Below are 16,428 nucleotides of genomic sequence, written 5' to 3'. Positions count from 1 at the left end.
GGCGCTCACGCATAAGGATCCAGCAATGGGTAACCGCTTATCGAAAATCTACACGCGCACGGGCGATGATGGCACCACCGGCCTGGGCGATGGATCACGGGTGCGCAAGGATAGCCTGCGCATCGAAGCCATCGGTGCCGTGGACGAACTCAATTCGGCGATAGGCGTGCTGGCTTCCGAGCCCTTGGACCAAGACATCGCCACCTTGCTCACGGAGATTCAGCACAAGCTCTTCGATCTCGGTGGCGAGTTGAGCATCCCAGGCTACAAGATGATCGCCCCCGAGCACGTCACGCACTTGGAAACAGCCCTGGACAGCTTCAACGAGCATTTGCCACCGCTCAAGGATTTCATCCTTCCCGGCGGGTCGCGGCCGGCTGGCTTATGTCACGTGGCGCGGGCGATTTGCCGCCGGGCGGAGCGCTGCGTGGTAAGCCTCGCGCAAGCGGAATCTCTTTCGCTTCCCCTGCGGCACTACCTCAACCGCTTGAGCGACCTGCTCTTCGTGCTGTGCCGGGTGCTGAACCGGCGCGCGGGCGGGCAAGACGTACTCTGGAAAAAGGACCGCCCCGCGGACAATGCTCGATAACACGCTTCTCCATGAGTTGATGGCGCGCAGCGCGCTGCGCGACCAGAGGGCCTTCGCCGAACTCTACCGGCACACTTGCGCGAAACTGTTCGGCGTTGCCCTGCGTATAGTGAGAAGGCAAGACTGGGCCGAGGAAGTGTTGCAAGAAAGTTTCGTCAGCATATGGAATCACGCCGAAGGCTATAGTTCGTCCAAGAGCGCCCAGATGACTTGGATGACTGCCATCGTGCGAAATCGCGCCTTGGATTGGCTGCGACGCCCGCATTTCGAGGTGGCTAGCGACGACTACCAACTGCTCCTGGAGTCCGTGGCCGATGAAGGCGATGGACCGGAGCTGTTGCTGAGCAAAGACCGCGAGGGCCGCGCATTGGCGGAGTGCATGAAACAGTTGAGCAGCAAGCAACGCCAAAGCATCGCCCTGGCATACACCCACGGGCTCTCCCATGGGGAACTGTCCGCGCATATCAAGGAACCCTTGGGCACGGTCAAGACGTGGATCCGGCGCGGGCTTGAGCGCCTGAAGGGCTGTCTCGATGGCATGCGATAGGACGCCATGAAGGAAAAGTACTGGAACGCGGAGATGCGAGAGGCCTTGGCGGCCGAATACGCGCTCGGCACGCTGCAAGGCCGTGCGCGCCGCCGCTTCGAGCATGTGCTCAAGGAAGATCCCGGCCTGCGAGCCTACGCCGCCGCCTGGCAGGCGCGCCTGCATCCGTTGGGCGAAGCGATAGCGCCTGTTACCCCGCCGAAGAAGGTGTGGCTGGCCATCGAAGCACGCATTCAAGGGCGCCGGCCTGGCCTCTGGCATAGCCTACCCTTCTGGCGTTGGTTATCGGCCACCAGTGCCGCGGCGCTGGTGCTCCTGGCCGTCTACGCAGGCGTGTGGTTACCCCGTTTGGAAGCCGGAAAGGAGTACATGGTGGTGGTGATGTCCAACCCGCGGTCCCGCCCCATGATGACGGTTTCTTGGCCCACGCAAGATCGCAAGAAAACCAAACTACGAATCCGCGTCATCGGCCACCAGGAAATGGCGCCCAATACGGCTTGGGAACTTTGGATGATGCCCGGCGGCGATCACAATCCCCGGTCATTGGGATTGATCGCCACCCACGAAACCCAGGAAGTGGAAATTCCCGCGCACCTGCTGCCCGCCCTCAACGCCGCGTGGGGGATGGCCATGAGCGTGGAACCTCACGGAGGATCGCCCTCGGGAGTACCCAGCGGGCCGGTGCTCTATTCGGGGCAATGTACTAGGATCTAGATCCTGCTCTTAACGCTCCATATAGTGGAGCAACGTCGCGCTCGTCTGGCGCAGGCGCTGCGAAAGTAGCGTCACGAGTTTGATGAGCACCTTGGAACCCAGGGCAGGGTCTTCCAATATCAGGCGCACCATGGCATCGCGAGTCAGGACGGCGATGGTCGCGGGTTCGGCGGCGATGCAAGTCGCAAAACGGGGCTCGCCGTCTATCATGGACATCTCACCCAAGGTCATCCCCGTCACGACGCTGGTCATGGCCTGGCGCTGCCCGCGCTTATTCGTCTTTACAACGTCCGCCCTGCCCTGGATGACGAGCACCATGTAGTCATCCACGTCGCCTTCTCGAATGAGGATTGCGCCGGCTTGCGCCCGGTAAGCCTGCATGAATGTGGCGAGTTGCTGGACATCCTCGCGGCGAAAGTCATCGAAGAATTTTGCGCCTCCCATCATCTCGAAGATTTCCTGCGCGAGCGCGGACCCATCGCCCAGATGTTCGAGTTGTTGCAGGGGAGATTGCTTGAGAGTGCCAGGCATCGATGTCTAGCCCGCATTTCTCACAGGGGCGCGGGATGATGGCGCGCTGATGTATTCATGACGGGGCGGCCTGTGAGAAATGCGGGCTAGCGCCGTGCCGCCCGCAGCACGCGCTTGTCGTAGGCTTCGCGGGCGATGGCGACGTCCTCGAGAAAGTGCGGCAATTCAGGCAGGAGGAGCGCTTGCGGGCCATCCACCAAGGCCTTCGCGGGGTTGGGATGGAAATCCACGATGATCATGTTGGCACCCGCGATCACGCCCTGGGCCGACACATGGAACAGATCCAGCAGCCCGTCGCCAGCCACGCTGCGCGAACCCACGGAGTGCGATGGGTCCACGCACACGGGCATGCGCGTGAGCCGCTTCACCACGGGCACGTGCGCGAAATCCACGAAATTGCGGTGCGGATCGCCCAAGTGAGTCTTCATGCCGCGCAGGCAAAAAATCACCCGGCTGTTGCCTTCGCTGGCCAAGTACTCGGCGGCGTTCAAGGACTCGTCCAAGGTGATGCCAAAGCCACGCTTGAACAACACGGGAAATTCCTGCTGCCTGCCAACCGCCTTCAGCAACTCGAAATTCTGCGTGTTGCGAGTGCCGATTTGCAGCAACACCCCAGCAGGGCTTCCGGTCTTGCGCAAGGCATCGCGAATTTCATCGACGTGGGATTCGTGGGTGATCTCCATGGCGATCACCTTGATGCCGTACTTGCCGCCCAGATCGAACACGTAATCCAGGCAAGCGCGCCCGTGTCCCTGAAAAGCGTAAGGGCTGGTGCGCGGTTTGTACGCGCCCATGCGCGTGCACACTTGCCCGTTGTCGCGCAGGGCGCGCATCATCTGCTCGGTGTGCTCAGGCGTATCCACGGCACACAAACCGGCGAACACATGCAAGGTGTCCTGGCCGAACCTGACCCCCCTGTATTCGAAGTGGCTAGGCCGCTGTTCGTCCTTGTGCCGGCCCAAGACCCGGTATTCCTCGGAGACCCGCACCACGCGCTCGACACAAGGTAGGACTCTCATGTCCTCGATGGCGAGTGGCTTCGTGTCCCCGATCAAGTAGACCTCCGTGACCGCTCGCAACTCGCCTTCCACGCGATGCACCTTCGCCTGAATATTCGGCAGGCGCGCAAGCGCCGCCATCAGTTGCTTGTATTCGGCACGACTCGGATCAGCTTGGTCGTCGAGAATGAGAATCATTTTTTAGGGAGGGGGGAGGAGCGGGATGCGGGAGGGGTAACTCCTCCCTCCTCCCGCCTCCCTAATCACGATTCCGTCCCCCCCACCGTCAATCCATCGATGCGCAACGTCGGTTGCCCTACGCCCACCGGCACGCTCTGCCCTTCCTTGCCGCAGGTGCCCACGCCGGGGTCCAGGCTCATGTCGTTGCCGATCATCTTGACGCGCGTCAGAGCATCGGGGCCGTTGCCGATGATGGTGGCACCCTTCACGGGATAGGTCACCTTGCCGTCTTCGATCATGTAGGCTTCGGCCGCGGAGAACACGAACTTTCCGCTCACGATATCGACCTGTCCGCCGCCGAAGTTCACGGCGTACAAACCGCGTTTGACGGAGCGCAGGATCTCCTGCGGATCCTTGTCGCCATTGGTCATGTAGGTGTTGGTCATGCGCGGCATGGGCGCGTGGGCGTAGGATTCCCTGCGGCCGTTGCCGGTGGCGGGAACGCCCATGAGGCGCGCGTTGAGAGTGTCTTGCAGGTAGCACCTCAAGATGCCGTCTTCGATCAATACGGTGTTGCGAGTGGGGTTGCCTTCGTCGTCCACGTCCAGTGACCCCCGGCGCCGCTCGATGGTGCCGTTATCCACCACCGTGACCCCTGGTGCCGCCACGCGCTCGCCGATGCGCCCGGAGAAGGCGGACGTGCCCTTGCGATTGAAGTCGCCCTCAAGACCGTGGCCCACCGCCTCGTGCAGCAAGATTCCTGGCCAGCCTGGCCCGAGCACGACGGTCATGGCGCCCGCGGGAGCCGAGCGCGCTTCGAGGTTGACCAAAGCCTGGTCCACCGCCTTGCGCGCATAGGACTCGACCGTTTCCGCGTCGAAATAGCGGTAATCGAAACGCCCGCCGCCGCCGGCACTCCCTTGCTCGCGGCGGCCGTTTTGCTCGGCGATCACCTGCACGGATAAACGCACCAAGGGGCGTACATCGGCCGCCATCACGCCGTCGGAACGCGCCACCAACATCACTTCATATTCCCCGTAGAGGCCCGCCATCACCTGGGTCACCCTAGGGTCGAGTGCGCGCGCCCGGCGCTCCAGCCGTTCCAGCAACTCGACTTTTTCGCGGTCGCCCAAACTCCCCAGCGGGTCTTGGGCGGCGTAGAGCACGCGCGCGCTGTCCCGGCGTGCCACGGCAGTGCGGCCGTCCGCGCCTTGGCGCGCGATGGCGCGGGTGGCTTGCGCCGCCGCATTGAGCGCACCGGCGCTGATGTCGTCGGTGTAGGCAAAGGCGGTTTTCTCCCCGCTCACGGCCCGCACCCCGGCGCCTTGATCGATGTTGAAGCTGCCGGATTTGACGATGCCCTCCTCCAGGCTCCAGCTCTCGCTGCGGCTGTACTGAAAATACAAGTCCGCCAGATCGACCTTGTGCGCCAGCATATTTCCGAAAACACGGTCGAGCGCCGCCGTGTCCAGGCCGTACGGTTCGATGAGCGTGCTGTAGGCGGTTGAAAACCGGATTTCGCTAAGACTGGGAGCGTTCATGAGGTCCTGTTAGAAATGAGTACGGTGTTCCAGGGCCGGTAGGCTCTGGCGAAGTTCGCTGCGATACGCATGATTGACGCCTGCCACCACGATTCCCGAGCCGCGCGGTAAGCGGTCGAGCACCACGCCCCACGGGTCCACGATCATGCTGTTGCCGTGGGTTTCCCGTCCATTGAGATGATAGCCGCCTTGGGCGGGCGCCAGCACGTAGGCGAGATTCTCGATGGCACGCGCTCGCAACAGCGGCTCCCAGTGCGCGCGCCCCGTGGTTTCCGTGAAAGCGGAGGGCACCACGAAAATATCCACGTCCTTCATGGCGCGGTACAGCTCCGGAAAACGCAAGTCGTAGCACACGGAAAGGCCGATTCTGCCGTAGGGCGAATCCACCACCACGGGTTGCTTGCCCGGCGTGATGGTGAGTTCCTCGGAGAAGTGCTCGGCGCCCAGATCCAGCTTGAACAAATGGATCTTGTCGTAGCGCGCCACGCGCTGGCCCTTGTCGTCATAGACGAGGCAGCTGTTGAAGACCTTGCCCGCCACGGGAGATTCCAGAGGAACCGAGCATCCGATGAGCCAGATGCCATGGGCTTTCGCCGTCTCGGAGAGAAAAGATTGGATGGGCCCTTTGCCTTCCTTCTCGCGCGCCTCGACCTTGTCCGTCTGCTTTAGTCCCATGATGGCGAAGTACTCGGGAAGGGCGATCAAACTCGCCCCGTGCGCCACGGCCACTTCGACCAAGCGGCCCGCTTCATTCAAATTCGCCGCCACGTTGGGGCCCGAGGCCATTTGAATACCAGCCATGCGAAACACGGGCGGCGGCCCCGATCGCACGCGCTTGGCGGCACGCGATGGGTGTGGCTTCGCGCGTCCGAACACCGCGCGTGCCGGGGGCCGGGTAGCGGTGGTAGGGGAAGCTTTATTCGGCATGGTTTTGTGCGTATGACTACTTATGGTCGCGAACGGATGGAACGAGTTTCGATTTTCTTGCCACGGTGGGATCCGCCCAGGTTCCCGCGATTTCGTAATCGGAGGCGAACAGTTGGTCCACGGGATCCTTCAGTACCTTTTGCGCCAGATAAGTGGCCAGCCCAATGGCGGGGTTCACGATGGTACCGGCCACGGTCAAACCATCGCTCAAGCCAGGCAGGACACGCACGTTCAAATTCTGCGTTTCCCGAATGAGATTGACGCTGCCCTTTATGCCAACGCTGGCCGACGCGCCTTGCATCTTGAAATTCTCCGTGGTCGCGATCCCTTCGGTGATGTTACTGGTCGCGGTGATTTGGCTGAAGGCGAAGCCTTGGCTGAAGACATCTCGAAAATCCAGTGACAAGCGCCGCGGCAGCGCCTGCAAACTCAACACGCCCAGCAATTTTCCCACACCGGGATCGATCTTGACGAATTGTCCTTGCTTGGCATCCAGGACCAGTCTTCCCGATAAGGTGGGCAAATGCAACGCGTAGGGGGCGCCGGTCCACTGCACCTGCCCCTTCAAACTCGCCCTGCCCCCCTTGATGCCGGGGGGTAGCTTGAGGCGGGCGAAATACCCCCCAATGTTGGACACATCCACTTGCACGTCCACCACCATGCGTGGAATTTGCCCGCGCAAATCGTAACTTCCTTGCAATTGCGCGCGGCCTTCTGGGGACACCAAGCCGAGCCGTTTAAGACGCCACAGGCGCCCCTCGGGCAAAGCGCTGAGATCCAGCCTTCCGAAATCCCTTTCGCCCAGCCGGAAATCCTGAATTTCCGCGTGGATTTCGGGGAGCGATTCCGCGGAAATCACTTCGCCAAGTGTCTTTGCATCGCCTTTCGATGGCGGAAGATGCAGGCGAGCCAGCTTCACACTCAATTGCCCGCTCCCTTGCTCTTTCCAGCCGATCGCGCCACTCAAGGCTTTGCCTTCCACGTCGATCTGGGCCCCGTCCGTGGCTTTTTTGCCGGAAACGGTCACGCTCCCGAAATTCCGGGAGAGCGCGCTCAATTGATCGATCTGCAACTTGTTGAAGGCGACGGGCGCGCGCTCGGGGCGGCGAAATTCGATGGGCGCTCCAGGGACGGCAATATTCCATAGATCACGCCAGGCATCGGCATCCAGCGCGGGAATGCGCCCGCTCACCGCGAGGCCTGGCTTCCCTTCATCGTTCTGCGCATTGGGCTTGCCGCCAAAAACCAATTCTCCGCTCTTGATGTCCAGGAGATGGCCAGGGGGCGCCAAGTAGCGCAATGCCGCGCGAGCGCCCACTTCCGCTTGCACCTGAACCAAGCCCGAATCGTGCGATCCTTCCTCGATTCTTACGGGGAGCGCTTCTTCCGCCGTCTTGTTCAATGGGGGGGGTAGACGGCTAGACAGTCCTTGTAGGTTGGTTTCGACGATGAAGCGCTCATGAGTCCCAGGGGCAAAGGCAAAGCGGCCCTTCCAGTCCGCGAATCCGCTGAAGTACTGCTCCCAGCCGGGGCGCAGGAGCTTACCCAGGGCGTAGCCCCCCGCCCGGCCGCTCACACGCACTTCAATACCGCCGGACGCGAGGGGTGCGGCGTCAATCCTCAAGGGGCCGTCCAGATACTTGGCCGTCGCACCTTGAACGCTGGCGCCTGACTGAGTGATCCGCATGCTTCCGGTCAATTGATCGAGGTATCCCAAACCGGCCGGCAGCGCCAAGCGGTTCGCCATGAGGTCAAAGGTTCCCAAGACTTTGGTTTCTGGCAACCGGCGCAGGGGTAGCTCGACGACGAGCGCCAATTTTCCATTACCACTCACTTCGGTGTCGCGGGTGAACCATCCCGTGATCCTGAGCATGGGAGATTCGGCCAGGAAGCGCAGAAACGACGCGGTTTGCCCGCTCGCCTCGCCGCGAATCGTGGCAACCGGATCGCGATGGCTCAGATCGGGCACGGATACCTTCACGTTACGCAGCGGCACATCGAACACCCTGCCGTTTGCATTGCCGATCTCCAGGCGGTTTGCCTGCAACAGCAGATCGCAATTAATGTCCTCCACCCTTGGCCATCCCGCCACGTAGTCCACCACACCCCCCTCGGCCTTGGCCTTTACTTCGAAGAGTCCTGGGCGGCCGTGACTAAAGGGGAAGTCCGCCATATGCCCGCGCACGATGATGGTCGCTTGCCGCGATTGCCCCGCTACCAAAGCATGTTGTAACCAATGCCGGACAGATTCCGGAACCGCTAGCGGCACATAGCGCCATACGGCGCTCGCATTCGCGCGCGAGAGAGTCGCTTGCACATCCGCCTGGCCAGACGTGCCTTTGGCGTAACGATAGGTTCCCGTCAGCGTGCCGGCGAAATCGGCGTTGGCCAAGCTCGCCTGCTGGAACTTGATGTCCATGGCGCCATCCTCGCCGGTGATCCAATTGAGTTGCGCATCCAGTTGACCGGCGGAAATCACGTTCACCAGCATCTTGGGCGCATGCACCCATCCGTTACGGCTACTTACCGCCAAGTTACCGCCCCGGTCATGGGCGCGAAACTCCCCGCTCATACCGCTGAATCCCGGAATGGTGTCCAACGCATTCACGGTCAAACCCTCGTAGCGGGCCGAGACGTCGTAGCGAACGAGGCGCCCGGAGTTCTCGATCAAGAGCAACTTGCCCTGCGCCAGCCGGCCGCGCGGAACGAGTCCCGCGATCTTCGCCCTGATGTCCTCGGGCAGCGGAATCGCGGCGGCGGCAGGCGCCAGGGGCGCCAGGTTCAGCGTGTTGAACTGCGCCTTGGTCTCCAAGTTTCCGGAATCGTCCGTCTTGCGCGAGAACGCTCCGGTCAATCCCGATTGAGTGATGTTGTCCGGCGTCGTGAAATTCAAGTCGCGCACGCGCACCTCGTAAGCGCCCGCGCTGCTGGTGTAGCCGATGGCTCCGCTCAAGCGGACCAAGTGCAAGTCACTTAGACCGGGCGCCAGTTTTCCCTTCACATTGGCCACCGCCACATCCGCCTGCACATCGCGCAGGATTCCGTTTTCTATCTTCATCCGCGCATCGACGCTCCCGGCTCCCTGGGTGATGCCGGTGCCCGAAGGCCAATGCTGGTGGGCCTGCTCCAGGTTGACGTAGGGAAATTCGATGTCCAGAGCCCCGCTCCAAGCGCTCATGCCGCCTTGCAAACCACCTTGCATGCCGGCGTAGATGGTGAAGGGAGCCCCCAAGGACACGGGTGGCGTGGCCCGAATCCGTACGCCATGGACACCGAAGCGGTTGCCCAACTCGATTTGTACTTGGGTAAGTTCCAGAGGCTGCCCGGCGGCCATCTCATCGGTCCATCGCAGGGCGGAATTCGACAGACGGATGGAATTTTGGCGCAGCAGCCAATCTCCCAGGTTCCCCTGCCCCGGCTGTAACGGGGACAAGGCAATGCCCGCGACGAAAATGCGGCCCCCGGTGTCGCGCCGTACATCTAGGGATAAGCCCGACACCTCGATCAAGTGCAAACGCAACTCTCCGAGAATGATGGATTTCCAAGCCACCTGGGCATGCACTTCGGCCAATACCAAGGCATCGCGTTGTTGCGCATCCTTCACCAAGACTTGGCGCATTGTCGCGCCGGGACGCCAGCCATACCATGCACCAGAGATCTCTCCGATGCTGACGGACGCGCCGGTAGCCCTGGCCAAGGCGTTCGCGATATCCTGGCGGTAGTCGTTCGCGCGCGGTAGAAACCAGAACTGAAACGCCATGGTGGCAAGCAGCAAGCACAGCAGCGATAGCGAGAGGCCCCAGGCCACGACACGCCATGCCCACCGGCCGGTAAATTCGATAACGAGCTTAATCACGAACGCGGGGTTTGTTGGTACTGTTGGGAAATCGATGGAATTCACTCGGCCGAGAAGGCATGCGGCACTGTGAGCCCTTCTGTTGGGAAACGTTCAGCCAATGCGCGCACTGGCGGCAAAATTCCGAAACCAATGGATTCTAACCTTCCGCACCCTCGTCATCCGTTAGTTCCGATACATTACAACTGGTGAACTCCGTCCCCGAAAAAGTCCTCGCCCATAGCCCGTACTGGGCGCGTGTGGCGGCCCAACCGCCACCGTCTTGGCATCCCGCCCTCGCCGCCAGCCCCATCCTGGCGGGCGAAATTCGCGAGCTATTGGGCTCGATAGGAATCGCGGACGAATCCGCTCTGTGGCGGCAACTACGGCATACCCGGCAGCACGTCATCCTGAACACCGTGGCCCGCGACCTCGCCGGAATGGCGAACTTGGATGAAGTGGTTCGGACTGTGTCCGAGCTCGCGGATGAGTGCGTCCGCTTCGCCCTGGACGGGCTCAGCGCTTCCCTGAATGCCATCTACGGCACGCCCATGGGCGAGGACAGCGGCTCGCCGCAACTTCTCATCGTGGTGGGCATGGGCAAGTTGGGAGGCGAAGAACTCAATGTGTCCTCGGACATCGATCTCATCTTTCTCTATCCCGAGGAAGGCGTGACTCAGGGGCCCAAATCCATCAGCAATCACGAGTTCTTCACGCGGCTGGGACGAAAACTCATCGCCGCCTTGGGCGAACCCACGGCCGATGGTTTGGTGTTTCGCGTGGACATGCGGCTGCGTCCCTACGGTGAAAGCGGGCCACTGGTGGCAAGTTTCGCCATGCTTGAAAACTATCTGCATACCCAGGGACGCGAGTGGGAGCGCTACGCTTGGCTGAAGGCGCGCGCGCTCACTGGGAGCGACGCACGGGTGCTGGAGCGCGCAGTCGCGCCCTTTGTCTTTCGGCGCCACTTGGACTACAGCGCCATCGCCTCGCTGCGAACCTTGCACAACCAGATCCGCGAGGAGGCCAAGCGCCGCGACATCGCGGACAACATCAAACTAGGCCCCGGGGGCATACGCGAGATCGAATTCATCGCGCAAGTATTCCAGCTGATTCGGGGCGGACAAGACACGGCCTTGCGCACGCGCTCCACGCGCGCGGCGCTCACCCTGCTCAAGGAAAGACAACTACTCCCAGCCAGTGTGGTGGACGAACTGCATGCGGCCTATGAGTTTCTGCGTAACCTCGAACACCGCTTGCAGTATGTGGAAGACCAGCAAACCCAGACCCTTCCGGCCCAGCCCGCGGCCTTGCGCAATATCGCCGCCTCGATAGGATATGAGAATTCGGAGCGATTTCTAAGCGCGCTCGATGTGCGCCGGGAATGCGTCTCGCGCCATTTCGAAGGCATCTTCGCGAATGGCGGGCACTCCGACCAGCATCCGGTGGCGAACCTATGGGAAGGCCGGCTCTCGGCGCGGGACGCTCACACGCAATTGCGAGAACTGGGCTATGGCGATGGCGCGCGCGTTTTCAGGCGCATCCAGCAATTGCGCGAAAGCGCCCTATTCCGCCGCATGTCCGCTTCGACGCAAGGGCGCTTGGATGCCCTGGGCCCAAGAATCGTGGAAGCAGCCTGCAAGGTGCCCAATCCGGACATCACATTCGAGCGTTTGCTGAATATCTTGGAAAGCATCGGCCGCCGCGAAGCTTATCTCGCGCTCCTCCTGGAATACGCTGGTGCGCGCGAGCGCGTGGTGCATCTCGCGAGCGCGAGTCCCTGGGCCGCGAGCTATTTGGCGAGCCATCCAGTCTTGCTCGATGAGTTGGTATCGGACCGGCAGCCCGAGCCCCCTGACTGGACGGCACTGGGCAAGGAACTGCGCGCCGCGCTGGACCAATCCGGCGGCGGCATCGACCGGCAGATGGACTTGCTGCGCAACTTCAAGCAGGTCCACACCTTCCGCCTTCTCATCCAGGATCTGGCGGGCCAATTAACCCTGGAGAGTTTGAGCGACCACTTGAGCGATCTCGCCTCGGTCATCGTGCAGGAGGTGTTGCGGCTGTGCTGGAGCCACCTCAACGGACAGCACGCCCCTCGCTTCGCTGTCATCGGTTACGGTAAATGGGGCGGAAAGGAGCTGGGCTACGCCTCCGATCTCGATCTGATTTTTCTCTACGACGCGGAGGACGCCCTGGAACGCTACACCCGGCTGGCGCAGCGCGTGAATACGTGGCTCACCACCTTCACGCCCGCGGGAATTCTGTACGACATCGACTTGCGCCTGCGCCCGGATGGCGATGCCGGCATGCTCGTGAGCCACACCGGCGCCTTCGAGGAGTATCAGTTGCGCAAAGCCTGGGTATTCGAGCACCAGGCCATAACGCGCGCCCGCTTCGTGGCGGGCGACGCGCTAATCGACGCGCGCTTCGAGGCGCTGCGCCAGAATATCCTCACCACGCCACGCGATCTGGCCACGCTCAGGGGCGAGATCACGTCCATGCGCCAGCGCATGCATGAAGGCCATCCCAACAAGAGCGGGCTTTTCGACATCAAGCATGACCGGGGAGGTATCGTCGACGTGGAATTCATCGTTCAGTACCTGGTGCTTGGCTTCGCGCATGCGCACCCGGAACTCACCGGCAACATCGGCAACCTCGCCTTGCTCAAGCTCGCCGCCAGTTTGGGGCTCATCCCCAGTGAACTTGCCAGTGCCGTTCACCACAGCTACCGCGAGTTTCGCCGCATGCAGCACGGCATGCGCCTACAGGATGAGCGCTACGCACGCGCCGAGCCGTCATTGGTTCAGCCGCTCACCGCCCCCGTGCTGGCACTTTGGCGGGCGGTGTTCGACTAGAATCGGAGTTTTTCCGAAAAGGAACGCATTCATGTCCATGGCCGACCGCGATGGCGTCATCTGGTACGACGGAAAACTCGTACCCTGGAGAAACGCCACCACCCACGTGCTCACGCACTCCCTGCATTACGGCCTGTCCGTGTTCGAGGGCGTGCGAGCCTACAACACCGCCCAGGGCACGGCCATCTTCCGCCTGAAGGAGCACACGGACCGCCTGTTCAACTCCGCGCACATCTACCAGATGAAAATTCCCTACGACCGGGATACCTTGATGCGCGCGCAGTGCGCCGTGGTGCGCGAGAACAAACTGGAGTCTTGCTACCTGCGCCCCATCGCCTTCTACGGATCGGAGAAAATGGGGGTCTCGCCCCTGGGCGCTAGCGTGCACGTGGCCATTGCCGCCTGGCCCTGGGGTGCCTATCTGGGCGCCGATGGCATCGAAAAAGGCATTCGCGTCAAAACATCGTCCTTCGCGCGCCACCACGTGAACGTCACCATGCCGCGCGCCAAGGTGGCCACCACCTACGCCAATTCCATCGTGGCTAATTTGGAGGCGACGCAAGACGGCTACGACGAAGCCTTGTTGCTCGACACCGATGGCTTCGTCGCCGAAGGCGCCGGCGAGAACCTCTTCATGGTGAAGGACGGCATGATCTACGAACCCGAGATCGCCTCCGCATTGACGGGCATCACGCGCTCGTCGGTCATCGCGCTCGCCAGCGATCTGGGCTATCAAGTGGCATCGAAGCGCCTGACGCGAGACGACATCTACATCGCCGACGAAGCCTTCTTCACCGGCACCGCGGCGGAGGTCACGCCGATTCGGGAATTGGATAATCGCAGCATCGGTGCTGGAACTCGCGGCCCCATCACGCGGAAGATTCAATCCCTCTTCTTCGACGTCGTCAACGGCAGGGCGCCGAAGTACACGCACTGGCTCACCCCCGTGGCGGCATAGAGACAAGAACATGGAAACCGGCAAGACCGCCAACACCCAGCGGCAGATCGAGATCGGCGCGCAAGACCTGCCCCTGCATTGCCCCATGCCCAACATGACTCTGTGGAATGCCCATCCGCGGGTGTACCTGCCCATCGAGAAAACGGGCGAGGCGCTGTGTCCGTACTGCGGAACGCGTTACAATTTGGCGGGCGGCGCGCACGGGTCGCATTAGGCCCCCCCGTGAAAATCCTGGTGGTGGGGCCTTCCTGGGTCGGCGATACCGTGCTGGCCCAGCCCTTGTTCCAGCGCTTGCACGAACGGCACGGCAGCCTCACCCTCGATGTGCTGGGCCCGCCTTGGACCTTGCCACTGCTGAAGCGCATGCCGCAGGTGAACGCCGCGCTGGCCAATCCCTTCGGGCATGGCGAACTGGCGCTGGTGAAGCGCTGGAAGATAGGGCGCTCCCTGCGCGCGGGCCTGTACGATCAAGCCATCGTGCTGCCCAATTCCCTGAAGTCCGCCATCGTCCCCTGGGCGGCACGTATCGAGCGGCGTACCGGGTTCGTGGGGGAAATGCGCCATGGCTTGCTCAATGACGCGAGAGTGCTCGACAAAAGAGCGCTACCTCTGATGGTGGAGCGCTTCGTGGCGTTGGCCGGGGAGGAGTTCGGAGAACCTAAAGCCCTGGCCCCGCTTCATTTGCGTGTTTCCGGGGAAAACCAGCGCAAGGTGCTGTCCCGGCTCAACCTCGACACCGAGCGGCCCATCGCATGCCTGTGTCCCGGCGCGGAGTATGGACCCGCCAAGCGCTGGCCCGCGGAGCACTTCGCTTCGCTTGCACGCGAGTTGAGCCAGCGCGGCTTTCAAGTGTGGTCCCTGGGCTCGGGAAAAGACTCGGACACAGGGGCGCGAATCGAACGCTTGAGCGAGGGCGGCGCGCGCAATCTCTGCGGGCAAACGGGGCTGGACGACGCCATCGATCTTCTCGCCCTGGCCCGTCTGGTGGTCTCCAACGATTCGGGATTGATGCACGTGGCGGCGGCGTTGCACCGGCCGCTCATCGCGCTATATGGATCGAGCAGCCCCGCCTTCACGCCGCCCTTGTCGCCCCATGCCGTGGTGGTCAAGGAAGACATCGAGTGCAGCCCCTGCTTCAAGCGCGAGTGCCCGCTGGGGCATTTTCGCTGCATGAAGATGCTCACGGCGCAATCTCTAATTCCTCATATCGCCCGTATGACCGCTTGAGCATGCACAGCGAGCCCTATCGCGCGCCGGCCTGGCTACCTGGAGGCCACGCGCAGACTATCTATCCCTCGGTGGCGCTATCAGGCCCGCTTCCGCGCTACCGCCGCGAGCGCTGGGACACGCCCGATGGGGATTTCATCGAACTCGATTGGCTCGAAGGCGAAGGCTCCCATCCCTTGATCGTGCTATTCCACGGTTTGGAGGGCAGCTCGTCAAGCCATTACTCTCGCGCCTTCATGCGCGAGTTATCGGAGATGGGATGGAGTGGTGTCATGCCACACTTTCGCGGTTGTAGCGGCCAACCCAACTTGCTGCCGCGCGCTTATCACTCGGGGGATCACGCGGAAATCCGATGGATCCTCCAGCGAGTCGCGCGGGAGCGGCCCAATGTACTTCTATTCGCCGCCGGAGTTTCCCTTGGAGGCAACGCGCTGCTCAAATGGCTAGCGCAAAGCGGGCGCGAGGCGGCGCACATTCTGAAGGCCGCGGCGTCGGTATCCGCGCCCTTGAATCTTGCCGCGGCGGGCGACGGCTTGGCGCACGGGTTCAATCGTCTCTACACGAAGATGTTCCTGCGCTCGCTCAAGCGCAAGGGATTGGAGAAACTTGCCCGCTTTCCTGGCCTGTACTCAGCGCAAACCCTGCAAGCCGCGCGCACCTTGCGCGCCTTCGATGACGTGGTAACCGGCCCACTCCACGGCTTCAAGGACGCGCAAGATTATTGGACGCAGTGCAGCAGCCTGCCGGAACTGCGGCGCATCGAGCTGCCCACCTTGTTGATCAACGCCCGCAACGATCCATTCCTGCCGGGAAGATTCTTGCCAGCCCCAGAACAACTATCGCCGAGCGTTGCCGCCGAGTTTCCGGAAGAAGGAGGTCACGCCGGCTTCGTGTCCGGCGCCTTCCCAGGCCATTTGCGCTGGCTTCCTAGCCGGGTCACCGAGTTCTTTCGTTCCGTTATTTCGTGACGATGTCTTTTTTCACCGGAGCGAGGAGAGCAAGCAATTCATTTTTCTCCCTGGCCGGAACCTTGAACTTATCGAGGGTTTTCGCCAAGAGATCCACGAAGGCGTTGAAGCCAGGCTCGCCGGTATCGCGCCCCGCGTGAGCGGCCTTCATGTCCTTCCCGCCATAGACGCAGGGACCTCCCGATAGCGCGCATATCTGGCTCACCAGCATTTTTTTCATCCGGTCGATGTCAGCACCGGAGAAATGCCGGCTAAGAAGAGGGTCCGCCGCCGCGCCGAGGGCGAAGTCATCGGTCATCGCCACGATGGCTCCCTTGCCCCCGAGCCTCTGGTAAAGAGGGCGGTCCTTGAAATCGGCTTTGCTCACGCAGGCAACCTGCATGACCATGGCTGCCAGCACCGCCACCACCATGAATTTTGGAATCATCGTTCACCTTGGAATTTTCTCGCGGCGAATATTATCCTTTCACCACCGGGGATATCGAGACCAGCGCATCAACTGGCGCTCTCAACCGCCGGCACCAGTTCCGCCTTGGCCAAAGCGAACGAGAAGGT

At 62.0% G+C, this 16,428-nt stretch carries 14 protein-coding genes; 8 read left to right on the top strand and 6 right to left on the bottom strand.

The features are described 5' to 3' along the window. The first annotated feature begins 25 nt into the window (after positions 1 to 25). Genes EXR36_04285 through EXR36_04275 form a run of 3 tightly spaced genes read left to right on the top strand, consistent with a single transcriptional unit; the run spans position 26 to position 1,850 of the window. Positions 26 to 589 (top strand): cob(I)yrinic acid a,c-diamide adenosyltransferase, encoded by a 564-nt coding sequence (locus EXR36_04285; protein ID MSQ58866.1) that lies wholly within the window; start codon positions 26 to 28, stop codon positions 587 to 589. After that, the gene (locus EXR36_04280) at positions 579 to 1,136 is read left to right on the top strand and encodes a sigma-70 family RNA polymerase sigma factor (protein ID MSQ58865.1); all 558 of its coding nucleotides are present in this window, start codon (positions 579 to 581) and stop codon (positions 1,134 to 1,136) included. Before EXR36_04285 ends, EXR36_04280 begins: the two co-directional genes overlap by 11 nt. 6 nt (positions 1,137 to 1,142) lie before the next feature. Then, a complete protein-coding gene (locus EXR36_04275) occupies positions 1,143 to 1,850 on the top strand; it encodes a hypothetical protein (GenBank protein MSQ58864.1) in 708 nt (235 codons plus the stop codon). A gap of 9 nt (positions 1,851 to 1,859) precedes the next feature. Here EXR36_04275 and EXR36_04270 read toward each other — a convergent pair whose 3' ends face one another. From EXR36_04270 to EXR36_04250, 5 genes are all read right to left on the bottom strand, one after another. Beyond that, positions 1,860 to 2,381 (bottom strand): cyclic nucleotide-binding domain-containing protein, encoded by a 522-nt coding sequence (locus tag EXR36_04270; GenBank protein ID MSQ58863.1) that lies wholly within the window; start codon positions 2,379 to 2,381, stop codon positions 1,860 to 1,862. Between the two features lie 86 nt (positions 2,382 to 2,467). Further along, a complete protein-coding gene (locus EXR36_04265) occupies positions 2,468 to 3,577 on the bottom strand; it encodes a 3-deoxy-7-phosphoheptulonate synthase (GenBank protein MSQ58862.1) in 1,110 nt (369 codons plus the stop codon). A 65-nt stretch (positions 3,578 to 3,642) separates the two neighbouring features. Next, positions 3,643 to 5,100, bottom strand: a complete 1,458-nt coding sequence (gene tldD, locus EXR36_04260) for a metalloprotease TldD (GenBank protein MSQ58861.1) — start codon at positions 5,098 to 5,100, stop codon at positions 3,643 to 3,645. Positions 5,101 to 5,109: 9 nt separating this feature from the next. Further along, a complete protein-coding gene (locus tag EXR36_04255; GenBank protein MSQ58860.1) occupies positions 5,110 to 6,027 on the bottom strand; it encodes a carbon-nitrogen hydrolase family protein in 918 nt (305 codons plus the stop codon). 16 nt (positions 6,028 to 6,043) lie between these two features. Further along, positions 6,044 to 9,928: a TIGR02099 family protein gene (locus EXR36_04250; GenBank protein MSQ58859.1), complete on the bottom strand. Its 3,885-nt coding sequence runs from the start codon at positions 9,926 to 9,928 to the stop codon at positions 6,044 to 6,046. Between the two features lie 140 nt (positions 9,929 to 10,068). On the opposite strand from EXR36_04250, the gene glnE reads away from it, so the two are divergent. Genes glnE through EXR36_04225 form a run of 5 tightly spaced genes read left to right on the top strand, consistent with a single transcriptional unit; the run spans position 10,069 to position 15,873 of the window. Continuing rightward, positions 10,069 to 12,720 carry a bifunctional [glutamate--ammonia ligase]-adenylyl-L-tyrosine phosphorylase/[glutamate--ammonia-ligase] adenylyltransferase gene (gene glnE, locus EXR36_04245; GenBank protein MSQ58858.1) on the top strand — a complete coding sequence of 884 codons (2,652 nt, stop codon included), beginning with the start codon at positions 10,069 to 10,071 and terminating at the stop codon, positions 12,718 to 12,720. 31 nt (positions 12,721 to 12,751) lie between these two features. Further along, positions 12,752 to 13,678 carry a branched-chain amino acid transaminase gene (locus EXR36_04240; GenBank protein MSQ58857.1) on the top strand — a complete coding sequence of 309 codons (927 nt, stop codon included), beginning with the start codon at positions 12,752 to 12,754 and terminating at the stop codon, positions 13,676 to 13,678. A gap of 10 nt (positions 13,679 to 13,688) precedes the next feature. Then, positions 13,689 to 13,892, top strand: coding sequence for a zinc-finger domain-containing protein (locus EXR36_04235; GenBank protein ID MSQ58856.1), 204 nt, complete (start codon positions 13,689 to 13,691; stop codon positions 13,890 to 13,892). Positions 13,893 to 13,900: 8 nt separating this feature from the next. Continuing rightward, on the top strand, positions 13,901 to 14,905 hold the full coding sequence (gene waaF / locus EXR36_04230) for a lipopolysaccharide heptosyltransferase II (protein ID MSQ58855.1): 1,005 nt from the start codon (positions 13,901 to 13,903) through the stop codon (positions 14,903 to 14,905). A gap of 2 nt (positions 14,906 to 14,907) precedes the next feature. Continuing rightward, positions 14,908 to 15,873, top strand: a complete 966-nt coding sequence (locus tag EXR36_04225; GenBank protein MSQ58854.1) for a hydrolase — start codon at positions 14,908 to 14,910, stop codon at positions 15,871 to 15,873. Here the strand turns inward: EXR36_04225 and EXR36_04220 are convergent. Further along, positions 15,863 to 16,255: a group 1 truncated hemoglobin gene (locus tag EXR36_04220; GenBank protein ID MSQ58853.1), complete on the bottom strand. Its 393-nt coding sequence runs from the start codon at positions 16,253 to 16,255 to the stop codon at positions 15,863 to 15,865. The two genes, EXR36_04225 and EXR36_04220, sit on opposite strands and share 11 nt — an antisense overlap. Positions 16,256 to 16,428 lie beyond the last annotated feature (173 nt).

This window comes from Betaproteobacteria bacterium (genome assembly GCA_009693245.1).
Lineage (GTDB): Bacteria > Pseudomonadota > Gammaproteobacteria > Burkholderiales > SHXO01 > SHXO01.
Note: the sequence above shows the minus strand (reverse complement) of the source record. Positions and strands in the feature narration are given on the sequence as shown.

What these genes read in the sequence shown, in the direction of transcription:
- EXR36_04275 (MSQ58864.1), top strand. Translation starts at nt 1,143, where the DNA reads ATGAAGGAAAAGTACTGGAACGCGGAGATGCGAGAGGCCTTGGCGGCC.
- EXR36_04285 (MSQ58866.1), top strand. Translation starts at nt 26, where the DNA reads ATGGGTAACCGCTTATCGAAAATCTACACGCGCACGGGCGATGATGGC.
- EXR36_04240 (MSQ58857.1), top strand. Translation starts at nt 12,752, where the DNA reads ATGTCCATGGCCGACCGCGATGGCGTCATCTGGTACGACGGAAAACTC.
- EXR36_04265 (MSQ58862.1), bottom strand. Translation starts at nt 3,577, where the DNA reads ATGATTCTCATTCTCGACGACCAAGCTGATCCGAGTCGTGCCGAATAC.
- EXR36_04220 (MSQ58853.1), bottom strand. Translation starts at nt 16,255, where the DNA reads ATGCAGGTTGCCTGCGTGAGCAAAGCCGATTTCAAGGACCGCCCTCTT.
- EXR36_04270 (MSQ58863.1), bottom strand. Translation starts at nt 2,381, where the DNA reads ATGCCTGGCACTCTCAAGCAATCTCCCCTGCAACAACTCGAACATCTG.
- EXR36_04280 (MSQ58865.1), top strand. Translation starts at nt 579, where the DNA reads ATGCTCGATAACACGCTTCTCCATGAGTTGATGGCGCGCAGCGCGCTG.
- EXR36_04225 (MSQ58854.1), top strand. Translation starts at nt 14,908, where the DNA reads ATGCACAGCGAGCCCTATCGCGCGCCGGCCTGGCTACCTGGAGGCCAC.
- EXR36_04235 (MSQ58856.1), top strand. Translation starts at nt 13,689, where the DNA reads ATGGAAACCGGCAAGACCGCCAACACCCAGCGGCAGATCGAGATCGGC.
- tldD (MSQ58861.1), bottom strand. Translation starts at nt 5,100, where the DNA reads ATGAACGCTCCCAGTCTTAGCGAAATCCGGTTTTCAACCGCCTACAGC.
- EXR36_04255 (MSQ58860.1), bottom strand. Translation starts at nt 6,027, where the DNA reads ATGCCGAATAAAGCTTCCCCTACCACCGCTACCCGGCCCCCGGCACGC.